Source organism: Paenibacillus sabuli (assembly GCF_014705605.1).
Lineage (GTDB): Bacteria > Bacillota > Bacilli > Paenibacillales > Paenibacillaceae > Paenibacillus_D > Paenibacillus_D sabuli.
On record NZ_JACXIZ010000027.1, the window covers coordinates 101973 to 116610 of the forward strand.

Annotated in this window: 14 protein-coding genes and 1 riboswitch; all 14 genes read right to left on the reverse strand. The window is 63.3% G+C overall.

What is annotated here, in order from left to right; genetic code table 11:
• Nucleotides 1–11 precede the first annotated feature (11 nt).
• On the reverse strand, nt 12–824 hold the full coding sequence (cobS, locus tag IDH44_RS16435; protein ID WP_223869745.1) for an adenosylcobinamide-GDP ribazoletransferase: 813 nt from the start codon (nt 822–824) through the stop codon (nt 12–14).
• Nucleotides 812–1801, reverse strand: a complete 990-nt coding sequence (gene cbiB / locus IDH44_RS16440; protein WP_190919482.1) for an adenosylcobinamide-phosphate synthase CbiB — start codon at nt 1799–1801, stop codon at nt 812–814. Before cbiB ends, cobS begins: the two co-directional genes overlap by 13 nt.
• Nucleotides 1798–2397, reverse strand: a complete 600-nt coding sequence (gene cobU / locus IDH44_RS16445) for a bifunctional adenosylcobinamide kinase/adenosylcobinamide-phosphate guanylyltransferase (RefSeq protein WP_190919484.1) — start codon at nt 2395–2397, stop codon at nt 1798–1800. Before cobU ends, cbiB begins: the two co-directional genes overlap by 4 nt.
• A gap of 4 nt (nt 2398–2401) precedes the next feature.
• On the reverse strand, nt 2402–3481 hold the full coding sequence (gene cobT / locus IDH44_RS16450; RefSeq protein ID WP_190919486.1) for a nicotinate-nucleotide--dimethylbenzimidazole phosphoribosyltransferase: 1080 nt from the start codon (nt 3479–3481) through the stop codon (nt 2402–2404).
• Nucleotides 3474–4322, reverse strand: a complete 849-nt coding sequence (locus IDH44_RS16455; RefSeq protein ID WP_190919488.1) for an ABC transporter ATP-binding protein — start codon at nt 4320–4322, stop codon at nt 3474–3476. Before IDH44_RS16455 ends, cobT begins: the two co-directional genes overlap by 8 nt.
• A 24-nt stretch (nt 4323–4346) precedes the next feature.
• Complete coding sequence (locus IDH44_RS16460) at nt 4347–5369, reverse strand: FecCD family ABC transporter permease (RefSeq protein ID WP_190919490.1); 1023 nt, start codon at nt 5367–5369, stop codon at nt 4347–4349.
• Nucleotides 5370–5372: 3 nt separating this feature from the next.
• Complete coding sequence (locus IDH44_RS16465) at nt 5373–6431, reverse strand: ABC transporter substrate-binding protein (protein WP_223869746.1); 1059 nt, start codon at nt 6429–6431, stop codon at nt 5373–5375.
• Nucleotides 6432–6660: 229 nt separating this feature from the next.
• Nucleotides 6661–6877, reverse strand: a riboswitch (cobalamin riboswitch).
• A gap of 121 nt (nt 6878–6998) precedes the next feature.
• A complete protein-coding gene (locus tag IDH44_RS16470; RefSeq protein WP_397326794.1) occupies nt 6999–7286 on the reverse strand; it encodes a rhodanese-like domain-containing protein in 288 nt (95 codons plus the stop codon).
• On the reverse strand, nt 7243–7695 hold the full coding sequence (locus tag IDH44_RS16475; RefSeq protein WP_223869747.1) for a DnaJ family domain-containing protein: 453 nt from the start codon (nt 7693–7695) through the stop codon (nt 7243–7245). The genes IDH44_RS16470 and IDH44_RS16475 overlap by 44 nt, the downstream gene beginning before the upstream one ends.
• A gap of 1 nt (nt 7696) precedes the next feature.
• Nucleotides 7697–8008, reverse strand: coding sequence for a YbjQ family protein (locus IDH44_RS16480; RefSeq protein ID WP_190919493.1), 312 nt, complete (start codon nt 8006–8008; stop codon nt 7697–7699).
• A gap of 128 nt (nt 8009–8136) precedes the next feature.
• Entirely contained in the window at nt 8137–8952 is an 816-nt protein-coding gene (locus IDH44_RS16485) for a VanW family protein (protein ID WP_190919495.1), read from the reverse strand.
• A 198-nt stretch (nt 8953–9150) separates the two neighbouring features.
• On the reverse strand, nt 9151–12399 hold the full coding sequence (locus IDH44_RS16490; RefSeq protein WP_190919497.1) for an efflux RND transporter permease subunit: 3249 nt from the start codon (nt 12397–12399) through the stop codon (nt 9151–9153).
• A gap of 51 nt (nt 12400–12450) precedes the next feature.
• Nucleotides 12451–13140, reverse strand: a complete 690-nt coding sequence (locus IDH44_RS16495) for a response regulator transcription factor (protein ID WP_190919499.1) — start codon at nt 13138–13140, stop codon at nt 12451–12453.
• A complete protein-coding gene (locus tag IDH44_RS16500; protein ID WP_190919501.1) occupies nt 13137–14591 on the reverse strand; it encodes a sensor histidine kinase in 1455 nt (484 codons plus the stop codon). The genes IDH44_RS16495 and IDH44_RS16500 overlap by 4 nt, the downstream gene beginning before the upstream one ends.
• Nucleotides 14592–14638: the final 47 nt, after the last annotated feature.

The window sequence follows — 14638 nt, forward strand, 5'->3', positions numbered from 1 at the left end:
CGTGAAGGATCCTAAGACGCCGGCACCGCGACGAGCGCCAGCAGCAGCGCGGCTTCGGCCGCTTCGTTCATGGCGCCGTAGGTGTCGCCGGTCAGTCCGCCCAGCCTGGCCTTCAGCCACAGCGCCAGCGCGCTCGCAGCCGCTGTGGCCAGCGCCAGGCCGACCAGTGTGTAGCCGAGCGCCGCCAGCGGCGGCAGGCCGACCAGCATGTACGCCGCCCCGACGAGCAGCGCGCCGGCGAGCAGCGCCAGCAGCGCGTGCTTGCCGGACGCTCGCGCATAGAGCGCAGCCAATCCCTCGCTGCCGCGCGCATGCGGCCACGCTGCGACGCCGAGCGCCATCGCGCTGCGGCTCCAGACGAATACGGCGGCCAGGTGTACGGCCCCCGGCGCTCCGATCGGCTGCTCCAGCAGCGCTGCCAGCAGCGACCACTTGAGCAGCAGCAAGAGCACCGCGGCCGCCACCCCCATCGCGCCGACCCGGCTGTCCTTCATGATCTCCAGCATCCGCGCGCGCGGCCGCCTGCTCAGCACGCCGTCCGCCGTATCCATCCAGCCGTCCAGATGCAGGGCGCCGGTCATCGCGGTGCTCAGGATCAGGACGAGCGCGGCGGCGGGCAGCGGCGGCAGGACGTGCGGCAGCAGGATCGCGGCGGCGGCCGTCGCCGCGCCGATCAGCGCGCCCGCCCACGGAAAAAAAACAAGACTGCGCGCAGCAGTCCGCTCGTCAAAGACCGGCCGAAACGGCAACGGCACGACTGTCAAAAATTGCACAGCCGCGCCGAGCGCGTGCAGCCACCGGCCCATGCGATTCACCATCCCCATCGGATCACCCCTCCCGCAGCCGCCGCAAAAGCGGCGAACATGACGATGCTCACCCCGTACAACAACCGAATCGCGCGCAGAATATCGTCCGCCTCCAGCGCGCGCAGCGGCCAGCCGAGCCGGGCCCGCTCGCTCGGACGCCCGAAGTACACATTGAGGCCGCCCAGCTCGATGCCGAGCGCACCGGCGACCGCCGATTCGGGAATGCCGCTGTTGGGACTCGGATGCCGCGCGGCGAACACGCGGACCGCGCGCAGCGCGCGCGTCGCCGACAGTCCCCGCTGCGGCAAGGCCGCCAGCGCCAGCAGCACGCCGCACAGGCGAGCTGGCACATAATTCAACACATCGTCCAGCCGCGCCGATGCCCAGCCGAAATGCAAGTAGCGCGCATTGCGGTAGCCGACCATCGAATCGAGTGTATTGGCGGCGCGATACAGCATCGCCAGCGGCGCCCCGCCCAGCAGCGCCAGCACGATCGGCGCGACAAACGCGTCTACGGTGTTCTCGGCGACCGTCTCGACCGTCGCCCGCGCCGCGCCGGCGGCGTCGAGCCCGCCCGTATCGCGGCCGACGATGTAGCCGGTATACGTCCGCGCCTCGTCCAGCCGCCCCGCGACGAGCGGACGATACACCTGCATGGCGGCCTGACGCAGGCCGTTGACCGCGATCGTGGTCGCGATCAGCCAGGTCGTGACGGCATAGCCGAGCCAGGGATGGATGGCGTCGGCCGCCCAGACGAGCCCCCAGGCCGCCCCGCCCGAGGCCAGCACGGTCACGCTCGTCAGCACCGCGCCGCGTCTGCGCAGCATGGCCGGCGGGGCGCCTTCCGGCGGGTACAAGCGCCGCTCCAGCACGCTCGCCAATTGTCCGATACGAATGACCGGATGGACGGGGCGCCGCGGATCGCCGATCAGCCAGTCGAGCGCAATCGCCGCGCACAGCATCGGCAGCAGCTCCTGCAGGGAATACCCGATCATCGCGGACCTTCACCCCGCTCGCCGTCCAGGCGATAGGCGATGGCCTTCAGCTCCACCGGAATACCGGCCGTCACCAGGAACACCTCGTCGCACACGGCCGCGATCCGCGCGTTCAGCCTGCCCGCCGCATCGCGGAAACGGCGGCCGAGCGGATACGCCGGCACGATGCCCGAGCCGACCTCGTTGGTCACGAGGATGAGCAGGCCGCGCGCCTGCTCCGCAGCGCTCGCCAACCGCTCGATGCGCCGCTCCAGCTCCTCCTCCATCCGGTCGCTCCACGTCTCACCGCCCTCCGCCTCCAGCTGCAGCAGCTGGTCTGTCAGCCACAGCGTGAGACAGTCGACGAGCACGCAGCTGTCCGATGCGCCTTCTAGCTCGACGAGCTGCGCGGCGAGATCGGAGGGCGCTTCGATCGTCTGCCAGACGAAGCCGCTCGCCGCTCGCTCGGCGCGGTGCCGGCGCACGCGCGCACGCAGTTCGTCGTCGTGCGGCCGCATTGTCGCGATATACGTGCCGCGCGCGGCATGATGCTGCGCGTAGCGCTCGGCGAAGCCGCTCTTGCCGCTGCGCGCGCCTCCTGTTACCAGTATGGCCACTTGGCTACCGCTCCTTTAACTCGTCTTTGTCCGAGACACCCGCCTCGGCGAACGTCGCCATCTCGTCCAACACGCGCACGGCCGCCTCCAGCAGGTGCAGGCACAGCACGGCTCCGGTGCCTTCTCCGAGGCGCATATCCAGTTGCAAGGGCGGCCTCAGGCCCAGCGACTCGAGCAGCAGCCGATGCCCCTGCTCGCCCGATTGATGCGAGGCGATGAGATACGGGCGCAGACCGGGCGCCAGCCGCAGCGCGACCAGGGCCGCAGCCGTCGAGATGAAGCCGTCCACCACTACCGGCAGCCGCTGCCCCGCCGCGCCGAGCATCAGACCGGCCAGACCGGCGATCTCCAGACCGCCGACCTTGGCCAGCGCGTCCAGCGCATCGGACGCTTTCGGCGCATTGCAGGCGATGGCGCGGGCCACCGTCTCGATCTTGTGGCCCCTGCGCGTCTCGTCGATGCCGGTGCCGAGACCGACCGATTGCTCCGGTGTGTAGCCTGCCAGCACGCACATCAGCGCTGCGCTGGCCGTCGTATTGCCGATGCCCATCTCCCCGGTCGCCAGTACGCGATAGCCCTGGCCGGCGAGCTCGCCGGCCAGCACAATGCCGGTGCGCACCGCCGCTGCCGCTTCGCTGCGCGACATCGCCGGTCCGACCGTCATATTCGCAGTGCCCGGCCGCACCTTGCGCGCCAGCAGCCCCGGATGCGACAGCTCGGCATTGACGCCGATATCGACGCAGTGCACGTCGGCGCCAGCCTGTGCGGCGAGCACGTTGACCGCCGCGCCGCCGCGCAGGAAGTTCAGCACCATCTGGGCGGTAACCTCCGGCGGGTAGGCGCTGACCCCCTCGGCGCAGACGCCGTGATCGGCGGCCATGACGACGACCGCCTTGCGGTCCAGCACGGGCCGCGCGGAGCCGGTGGCCCCGGCCAGCTGCAGCGCCAGCTCCTCCAGTCTTCCGAGACTGCCCGGCGGCTTCGTCAGGCTGTTCAGTCGCGCCGCCGCTGCCGCAATCGCCGCTTCGTCGGGCGGCGCGATCGTAGCGGCGGCGGCGCGGATCGTTTGTTCATCGTTACTCATATGCAACCTCGCTTCCCGTTGGTAGGTCTGTTGCAGCCGATGGCAATCCCGCTGTCGGCGGAGAGGCTGTAGCTGGCTGCAGCAGCACCTGCGGCCGCCCGCTCACCGGATGGGGCAGCACGATCGCATCGGTGCCATAGACGCTGCGGATCATCTCCGTCGTAACGACTTGCTCGGGCGTGCCTTCGGCGACGATTGCGCCGTCCTTGACGACGAGCAGCCGGTCGCAATATTGGGCGGCCAGATTGAGATCGTGCAGCACGGCGACCACTGTCAAGCTCTGTCGGCGCTGCCAGGCGCGCACCGTATCCAGGAGCTGGACCTGATACCCGATATCGAGGAAGGTGGTCGGCTCGTCCAGCAGGATCAGCTCCGGCTGCTGCGCGATCACCTTGGCCAGCGCGACCCGCTGGCGTTCACCGCCGCTCAGACGGTCCATGCGCCGGTCGGCGAATGGCTCCAGCCCTGCCGACCGCAGCGCCTCGGCGACCAGAGAGGCGGGATCGCCCGGCTCGTCCCCGAGCCAATTCTGAAACGGAAATCGCGCCATCTCGACCACCTCCCGCACCGAGAACGTCGTACGCGGCAGACCGTCCTGCTCGAGCACGGCCACCCAGCGCGCGAGCTCGCGCGGACGATAATCCGTCGAGGGCCGGCCGCGCAGCGACAAGTGCCCGGAATCCGGCGCCAATACGCCGGACAGCAGCGACAGCAGCGTCGATTTGCCGGCGCCGTTGGGGCCGATTACGCCGTACATACCTTTGGCCGGCAGCTCGAAGCTGACCGGTCCCAGCACGCGCCGGCCGCCGATCGTTTTGGTCAGTTCCGTTGCTTCGATCACCACGTTCTCCCTCCTTTGGATCGTCTAGATCGACGCTTTGCGACGCTTGAGCAAATAGCCGAAGAATGGCGCCCCGATAAACGCCGTCACGATTCCGAGCTGAATCTCCTTGGGGCTGAGCAGTGTACGCGCCAGCGTATCCGCCCACAGCACGTAGATCCCGCCGCCGATGGCGGACAGCGGCACGATCAGCCGGTAATCCGGTCCGACCATGAGCCGGATCACATGCGGCACGACGAGACCGACGAAGCCGATGACGCCCGACACCGAGACCGCCGCCGCCGTGAGCAGTGTGGAAGCCAGCAATACGATCAGCTTGGTGCGCTCCACCCGTACCCCGAGATGCGCGGCCGGACGCTCGCCGATGACGAACAGGTTGAGCGCCCGCGCATAGTAGAGCAGGACCGGCAGTCCGATCGCGACGAACGGCACGAGCATCGAGACATGACCCCAGTTGCGCTTGGACAGACTGCCCATCAGCCAGAACAGGATTTCGTTGACGACGCCCTGCGAGAGCGACACCATATACGAGACAAACGCGCTCAAAAAGGCTTGTACGACGACGCCAGAGAGGATCAGCGTCTCGACGCCGAGTCTGCCCTGGGTGCGCGCCAGCCAAAAAACGGCCAGCAGCGTCAGCACGCCGGTACCGAACGCGACAATCGGGATCGAATACATGCCGATGAATGTCTGCAGGCCGAAAAGAATCAGAAACGCCGCCCCGATGGAGCTGCCCGAGGCGACGCCCAGCGTGTACGGATCGGCCAGCGGATTGCGCAGCACGCCCTGAAAGCCAGCGCCCGCAAGCGCCAGGCACGCGCCGACCAAGACGGCCAGCACGACCCGCGATAGCCGCACCTGCACGATAATCGCTTCTTCAAGCGCGGTCCAGGGCGGCTCCGCGCCGCCGGGCGCGAGCTGATGCAGCAGAATGCTCCACACCTTGGCCGGCGGGAAGCCGGCCGAGCCGATCGACAGCGCCAGCAGCACAGACGCGCCGAGGAGGAGCAGCGCTCCTCCTCCGTAGCCGTACAGTTTGCGCCTCATGCTCTAGTTGAACAACTCGGGATGGATGGCTTTGGCCAGCTCCAGCAGGCCATCGGTCAGACGCGGCCCGACACGGACGAGCGGATCGTTGGTGACGGCATGCAGCTCGTCGTTTTTGACCGCGTCGATCTCCTCCCAGCCGGGACGCGAGGCGATCAGCTCGGGGATCGAATTGTCCGCGCCAAAATCCGGATAGATGATGACCTCTGGGTTGCGCTGCAGGATCGTCTCGGCGTCGATTTCGAACCAGCCCTGCTGATCCGAAGCGATGTTTTCGCCGCCGGCGATCGTGATCAGCTCGTCCAGGAATTCGCCTTTGCCGACCGAGTAATTCGGCGAGAACTCGAGGTAGACGCGCTTCGTGTCCGCGCCCTCTATGGCCGTCTCAACCTGCGTGCGCACCTCCTGCATATGCGCGGTCACCTCGGCGGCTTCCTCCGTGCGGCCGATGATATCGCCGACCTGCCCGATATGCGCGATGACTTCGTCGAGCGTTTTGGGGTCGGAGGCGAACACCTGGACGTCCAGCTCGCGCAGCTGCTCGATCGCCGCTGTATTCATCGTCGACGATGCGACGACCAGATCGGGATTGAGCGCCGACACCGCTTCGATGTTGGTGCTCATGTCGCCCACCTTGGGCTTGTCCAGCGCCGCCTCGGGATAATTGCTCCACTCGTCGACTCCGGCGACCTCCTCGCCGGCTCCGAGCGCGAACAGAATTTCCGTCTCGCTCGGGACGAGCGAGACGATCGTTGTCGGAGCTTCCTCGAAGGTCAGCTCCGTCCCCGTCGCATCGGTCACCGTCAGCGGATATGCGGCGGACGTCGCTTCGCCCGTCTCCGCTTGCTGCGCGTCGTCTTCGTTCTCCTGCGCATTGCCCGGCGCGGCTTGCTGACCCTGCTCAGTATTGGCATTGCCATTGGAGGCATCGTTATTCGTCGTTGTGTCGGACCCGCAAGCCGCGAGCACAGCCATCATCAGGACGAGCAGCAGCGCCGTCCAGGCACGCAGATTTTTTGCAGATAAGACCTGGGCGCCCCAGGCTTCGATTGGATTTCTCATATTCGGTTCTCTTCTCCATTTCATGTCGCTAGTTTGTCGTCAAGCAATTCAATTGTCGTTGCACTTCGTGGCATGCTTCTTGCATTCTCCTTGAACACAAAAAAACACTTCCGACGATTGTGTCAGAAATGCTGTCTGTCAAGCCTACAGGTCTATGGTCGGCACGGGCGTGCAAGCCTGCCTCCGGCCAAGCCGATCTCCAACACCTCCCCAAATCCACGTAGGGTTCCAGCGTTATGACGAACAGGCAGGTCTCCTGACTCGAAGTGCGCTGCCGCTGTCTTCCCGGATCGCGTGTCCAGTGACAATCCTTGTGCGCGCGCAGTGCCGGCTGTTGCCGGCTTCTTTACAGTGGCGGGTCCGTGCCGGATTTTCACCGGACTTCCCTATTAAGCCGTGGTACGCGCGATACGCGCCCCACCGGCACCTGTTCCTCGCAAACTATGAAATTGTGGCATCCCTCTTGCTCCATCACTATAGCATGAAGGGCGCTAGGTGTCCATAGCGCCCGTTCCTCTCAAGTCGTTGCCCGGCGCGCGGCTCCGTGATGAAGCTGCCGCTGTCACATTACATTCCGGTCTTGACCCCGCCGCTCCAGGCCAGCATCCCGCCCTGCATGTTGATCGGATTGTAGCCCTGCGCGCTCAAGTAATCGCACGCCTTGCCGCTGCGACCGCCGCTGCGGCACACCAGCACGAGCGGCGCATCCTCGTCTTCGTACAGCTCGGCGACCCGCCCCGGCAGCTCACCGAGCGGGAGATGGCGCGCCTCGGCGATATGCCCCTCCGTCCATTCGTCCAGCTCCCGCACGTCAATCAGATTGAGCTTTTCGCCGCGCTTCAGCTTCGTTTCCACTTCCTGTGGCGTCCATTCCGTTCGCATGTCGATCCTCTCCTGTCAGTTGTTGAGTGAGCTTCGTCTCATAGGTCCGAATAGCCTGTGTGCCGCCCAGCCCCTGGCGCTCCAGCAGGAGCTGATAGCGCAGCTGCTTTTCCGTCAGCCGCTTGCGCAATTCACCGCGCTGCTCCTCGTCCTCGCACAGCTTTAGCAAGTCCTGCATTGTGGCGATCTCCTTGTTCATCTCCAGCTCGGCCGGGATCATACCGGCATTGCGCATCATCCGGTAGCCCGCACGCAGCTCCTCAGGCACATGCTTCAGATCGTCCGGCGGCAGCGGCGCTCCCGAACCGGGTAGCCGGTCGAGCTCGCCGCGACGCACCGCCTCCGCCATTTTTTCCTCCGCCATCCGGTCAAACAGTCCCATATCAGAGCCGGACCGCCGTGCCGCTGACCGCCACCATCAGCATGCCGTCGCGAATGACCTCGTAATCGATATCGATGCCGACGATGGCGTTGCCGCCCATGCGGTGCGCCTGATCCTTCATCTCATTGATCGCAATATCGCGCGCTTCCTTCAGCTTGCTCTCGTACGAGCCAGAGCGGCCGCCGACCACATCGGTAATCGATGCAAAAAAATCGCGTACAACATTCGCGCCCATGATCGCTTCTCCCGTCACGACCCCGACGTAATCCTGAACCGGTCTTCCTTCTATGGCGGGCGTAGTGGAAATAATCATTTGTATTTCCTCCCTTTCGTATGGTTATACATCGTATGGTTACGCTTCGTCAACCTTCCTTTATTACGCAGCTCGCGCGGAAATGGATTCATCTGCCCGGTGCATCAGTGCCTAAAAAGCTGGAATTTTTAGTGCTCAGCGCGCTCGGATAACATCGGCGCATACATCATTAGGGCCTGATTGGACGTCACAACGCAATCCTCCAGCACAATGCCGGTCATATCCAGGCAGCGCCGGCCGATGACATTGCGGCGGACGTAGCCGCCCCAGGCCTCCTGCGCGATCGCATGCTCGCGTTCGTACACCTCATAGCGTTGCGTCAGCGGTCGCTCGCATTCCAATCGGCCTTGCAGCTCGCTGTCGGTCACTTCGATCCGCAGTCGGAAGGCATGCGGCGTCGGATTATGGAGCTGCAGATCCAGATAGTTATAGGCGCAGGTGGCGCCGCTGCCGAACGGCTGCGTCCGATTCGTATCCGGAAAGACGTCGTAGCTATGGCGGTGACGCTCCGTGACCTCGAGCGGCGAGTGCAATGCCATCCAATAGATCAGATTCGACAGCTGGCACAATCCGCCCCCGATCCCGGAACGGAACCGCCCGTAATATAATACCATGCCGGGCCGATAGCCCTTTCGCTTGCTAGGTTTTCCGATCGTGCGCCAGTAGGAGAACGTCTCGCCTGGCTGAATCATCAGCCCGTTTAGCCGTGGAGCCGCCAGGCGCAGATTATGAACTTTACCGAGCTGCATCTCGTCTTCGACATCCTTGAGCGCCCGGAAGAGCGGCGTGGCATGCTCAAAGACCGTGGAGGGCCAAGCGGCGTCGCCGGGATCGCGGACCTTTGCCAAGCGCTCCCTGCCCGTTGCCCAAGCGGCGTACCGTCTTCCAGTATACCACCATTTGCCCAGCTTCAGCCGGAGCGCGGAACGTTTTACAGGTCTCATATTCACGTGCCCCGTTTCAATCAGATTAGCATGCGACATGCTTGCTTCCATACTTCGCGTTTATGTCGGCAATCTCCTGCCACAAATGGCAAGTGCGAAACGGCTCACGTCGTCCGATCTTTAATTTTAAAGAAGCCGCCCGACAACGCCGGGCGGCTCCCAATGCACATATTTAATTCATTACTATATTCATCTCCACTATTCGTCCAGACCGTGCTTCGGCGCCTTGCGGAAGCGAGCCAGGAACTCGTATACGATTGGCACGATCAGCAGCGTCAGCAGCGTCGAGCTGGCGAGACCGCCAATGACCGTGACGCCAAGTCCTTTGGAGATCAGGCCGCCGGATTCGAAGCCGAAGGCCAGCGGCAGCAGCGCGCCGATTGTTGCCAGCGCCGTCATCAGAATCGGGCGCAGCCGGGTGCCGGCTGCCTCGAGCAGCGCTTCTCGGACCGACAGGCCTTCCTTCTGCTTGTGAATAACGCGGTCGATCAGCACGATTGCATTCGTCACGACGATCCCGATCAGCATCAGCGCGCCGATGAGCGCCGTCACGCTGATCGTCTCTCCGGCGATCCAGAGCGCCACCAGGCCCCCGATAATCGTGAACGGCAGCGAGAACAAGATCGTCAGCGGCGTCAATCCGCCGCCGAAGGTGATGACGAGCACGAGGTAGACGACCGCTACCGCTGCCAGCATCGCTATCGCCAAGTCGGCAAAGGCGTCGTTCATCTGCGCCGTTACACCGCCAAAGCTGATCTCCACTTGCTCCGGAAGCTCAAGCGCGTCAAGCTCCTTGCTGAGCTCGCTGGACACCGCGGCCACATTGGCGCTCGTCACGTCAGCGGACACCTCGGTATACACGCGGTCATTCTGGCGGGTAATCGTGTTCGGCGATTCCCCTTCCTCGATCGTCATGACGTCCTTGATCGCCACCTCCATGCCGAGCGGCGAATTCAGCGTCACGTTTCCCAGCTCTTCCTTGGTCGAGTAGCTTTCCTGATCGACTTCGAGATACACATTCAGACGCTTGCCGTCCTGTTCGATCGTCGTCAGTACCGGCCGCTCGCGCGCCGGACTGAGCGCCATCGCCACCTGACCGGCAGCCAGGCCGTATTGGGCCAGCTTTTCCTGATCCGCTACGAGCGTGTATTGATCATACGTCTGCGACAGGCTCGTGTCGATATTCGTGAGTTCGTCGTGCTCGGCCATCTTGTCCATGACCTGCTGCACGACCGGTTCGAGCGAAGCCATGTCCGGCCCATAGATTTGCAGAGCCAGCCCGCTGCCGCCCAGGCCGCCGCCGGCAAAATTCTGCTGCTTCCATTCGCCTTCGCCGCCCATGTCCTGCAGCAGCGCGATCACGGCTTCCTTCTCGTCCTCGAAGCCCTTGTAATCGGAGGCGTAATTGAGATAGAACAGCGCCTGCTTGGACGCGCCCGGATTCATCGGGTTCGCGCCGCCGACGGAATATTGCTGCATTTCGATTCCGTCGCGCGTCATGAAGGCCTGCTCGGCCTCGAGCGCCATCGCTTCGACATCTTCCTGCGATTCGCCGGGCGCCGGATTGTAGGTGACGACCATCATTTTCTGCTCGTCGGCCGGCAGGAAGCTGAAGCCGATCAGCGGCGTGAGCAGGAAGCTCGCTGCCAGCAGGACGACCGCGCCGCCGAACGTAATCAGCTTGTGGTTGAGCGCCCAGTTCAGAATGCCTTTGTAGCCTTCGGCCATGCGGCCGGGTTTATCCTCGTGCACCTTTTTGAGCGGCCGTTCGCCCGTCAAAAACTTGCGGAACAGCATATGCGCCAGCATCGGCACGACGGTGACGGCCACCAGGAGCGAGGCCAGCAGTGCGAACACAATGGTAAGCGCGAACGGCATGAAGATCTCGCCTACGGGACCTTCCACTAGACCGAGCGGGACAAATACGGCAATCGTCACGATTGTAGAAGCCAAAATCGGCACAAACATCTCGCGTGTCGATTCCAGAATCAGCTCGCTGCCCTTGAGCCGTTCGCCGGAGAGCGACATTCGCCGATAGATATTCTCGATGACGACAATCGAATCGTCGACGACCCGGCCGATCGCAACCGTCATGGCCCCGAGCGTCATCACGTTGAGCGTGACGTCCATCTGACCGAGGACCAACAGCGCGATCAGGATCGACAGCGGAATCGAGACGACTGCGATCAGCGTCGAACGAATATCCCGCAGGAACAACAGAATGATGATGATGGCAAACAGCGAGCCCATCAACGCCTTGTTCAGCATCGTGTGAACCGAATCCTCGATCGGCTCGCCCTGGTCAAAGGCGAAATCCACGATCAGGCCGTTCAACTCCGACGCGATCGCTTCGGTTTCTTCTTTCACCGCGTTGACGACATCGACCGTATTGGCGTCGGCGGCCTTGACGACCGAGATGCCGATGGAATCGTTGCCGTTGGTACGCGAGATCGACTCGGCGCTGCCGACAATCTCGATATCGGCGATATCGCCAAGCGGCACGGTCGGCAGGCCGGTCATCGCTCCGGCTTGTGGGGCTTGCTCACTGGCGGAATCCTGCTGCTGTGCTGCAGCGTCGCCTTCCTGCGCCGTGGCGCCAGCTCCGTCACCGGCCTGGGGCGCGCTCATGCCGCCATCCGGCGCTGCGCCTCCGCCTTGTTGCCCCGCGCCAGACTGCGCGCCGCCTGCGGCGCCGCTCGGGATGACCGGGATCGGCAGATTCTGCAGATCCTCCAGCGTGACGATGTTGCCGTCCACGAGCAAGGCCTTCTCCGAGCCGTCGAGCGGATGAATGCCGAGCGGGACGGACAGCGCCGCGCCTTGGATGAGACCGCGCACCGTCTCCTGGCTCAGCCCGAGCTCGGCCATCTTCGCATTGTCAAATGCAAGCTGCGCTTCCTGGACATGCTGCCCGGATACTTGGACCGAGGCTACGCCAGGCAGCCCCTGCACACGCGGCAGCACGGACGACTCTACAAGCTCGGTCAATTCGGCCAGATCACGCGACTCGTCGGCCAGACTAAGCGAGATGACGGGGAACGCATTGAGCGAGATTCGCGATACGTCGCTCTCTTGAGCGCCGTCCGGCAAGCTCACCTCCGCCAGCACCTCGTTCACCTCGGTGACGGCCTTCTCCATGTCCTTGTCATAATTGTATTCGATAACGATCGAGGACACGTTCTCCATCGAGGTGGACGAGACGTTGGTTACGCCGGACAGATTGCGCGTCCGCTGCTCGATCGGCAGGGTGAGCTCTTCCATCACTTCCTCCGGCGTTGCGCCGGGGTAGATTGTGGTGACGCTGACAATCGGAATCGTGATATCCGGCATCGTCTCCATCTTCATGTTCAAGCCGGAATACAATCCGCCAACGGTCACAATAAGGGTCATAATCCATAAGGCAAACTTGTTTTTCAGCGAAAAACGGATCGTGCTTTTCACTCGCATTCCACTCCTTTGACTGCTTGTCTGTCTTTTGGCTAATCGGATGACAGGTTACTAAGGCTTGAAGCGATAGCCGACGCCCCAGATCGTTTCGATGTACTCGGGGGTGGACGGATCGCGCTCGACCTTCTCGCGGATCCGCCGAATATGGACGGTGACGGTCGTCAGATCGCCCGACGATTCCAGTCCCCACAAGCGTTCGAACAGCTCCTCCTTCGTGAATACGCGATTGGGATGGAGCGCCATGAACTGCAGCAACTCGTATTCCTTGGAGGTCAGCACCGCTTCTTGTTCGTTGACAAAGACGCGCCTGGACGGCTTGTCGATAATCAGGCCGCGCACCCGAATCTGTTCGCTGCGCCCGTCCCGCGCGCCGAGCAAACGCTCGTAGCGGGAGAGATGGGCTTTGACACGGGCGACCAACTCCCCCGGACTGAAGGGCTTGGTCATGTAATCGTCCGCCCCAAGCCCGAGACCGCGGATTTTATCGATCTCCTCCTTGCGCGCCGTCACCATCAGCACCGGAATGTCCTTGGTCTGGCGAATCTGGCGACAGATCTCGAAGCCGTCGACCTGCGGCAGCATCAGATCGAGCACGATCAGGTCAAAATCGCGCGCAAGCGCAAGCTCGAGCCCTTGCTCGCCGCTGTCCGCCAGCTCGACCTGAAAGCCGTGGATTTCGAGATAATCCCGTTCCAGCTCGGCAATCGAGGTCTCGTCTTCGATAATCAGAATTTTTTTCATTGCACGCCTCCACCGTCTGTCATCGACTTGGTCTTGGGCAGGCTGAACTGGATGCTCATGCCTCTGGACTTGACGCTCTGTGCCTGCACGCTCCCCCCGTGCGCCTCGATGATGCGACGTACGATCGCCAGGCCGAGCCCGCTGCCGCCGCCGTTCTGACTGCGCGACTGCTCGGCACGGTAGAAACGCTCGAACACATGCGGCAGCACATCCGCTCCGACGCCTGGCCCGTTGTCGCGAATTTCCACGACCGCTTCCTCCGGGCGCTCGGACAGAATGACGACGATGCGCGGCGGGTCGCTCCGCTCGCCCGCCGGCATGTACTTCAGGCTGTTGTCAATAATGTTGGACAACACGCGGCTCAGCTTCTCGCGGTCGGCGAGCACATAGACCCCGCCGGTGAACGGATACGTGAAATCAAGCTGCACGCCCGCCTTCTCCATGTCGAATGCGCGCTCCTCCAGATAATCGCTCAAGTAGGTCCGCAGCTCGACGGGCTGGAGCTCGAACGGCTCCTTGTTCAGGTCCAGCTTGGAGAACAGGAACAGCTCGTCGATCAGCTTGTCCATGTCGGCGGCCTTGCGGTAGATCGTGCGCATATAGCGCTCGCGCTTCTCGTCGGTGTTCGCTACCCCATCCAGGATGCCCTCGACATAGCCCTTGATGGCGGTGATCGGCGTCTTCAGATCATGCGAGATGTGCGAGAGCAGCTCCTTGCGGTTCGCTTCGTATTGCGCACTCTGATCCATTGAGGCTTTGAGGCGTTGACGCATGTTCTCGAAGGCATGCCCGAGTCGGCCGATCTCGTCGCCCGAGGTGGACGTGATGTTGAAGTCGAGATTGCCCCCGCTCATCTGGTCCGCCGCCTCCTTGAGCCGATGCAGCGGCCGCGTCAGGCTGCGCGAGACGAGATAGCTGAGCACCAGGTGGGTGACGATGACCGAGCCCAGGATGGTCAGCAGGATGAGCGGGCGCAGATAGACGGGCAGCGGTTCATAATTGAAGAGCATGACGATCTCGCCCGTCTCGCCGCCGGCATACGTGAAGCCGACTCGGTGTACATAATACATACGGCCATCCAGCTTGATTGTCTCCTGCTCCGCGGTCTGAGCTGCCAATTCGCCCGGCCGCTCGATCCAGGAGGAGTACTCGGCCGGCTCGGCACCTCTCAGCACGATAATGCCGGAGCCGAGCTCGTCGAAGCGGTCGATCAAGCCGCTGATGTACTGCCGGTCCTCCAGACGGCTCGGATCGTGGTCCAGCACGTAGCCGAATTCGCCATTGAGCTCGGACAAGCGAATCTGCAGCTCGCGGTTGACCTCGTGTCCGCGCAGCAGGTCGGCCTTGCCCTGCACGACCGGAGAGATGAGCAGCGCGACGATGATGATCAGCACCTGCGGCACGATAATCATGCCGAGCAACGACAGCTTCAGCTTCAGGGATATCGACATTGCGATCCCGCCTTTTCGCTTTCTAAGTATCAGTCTACCAATTGAAT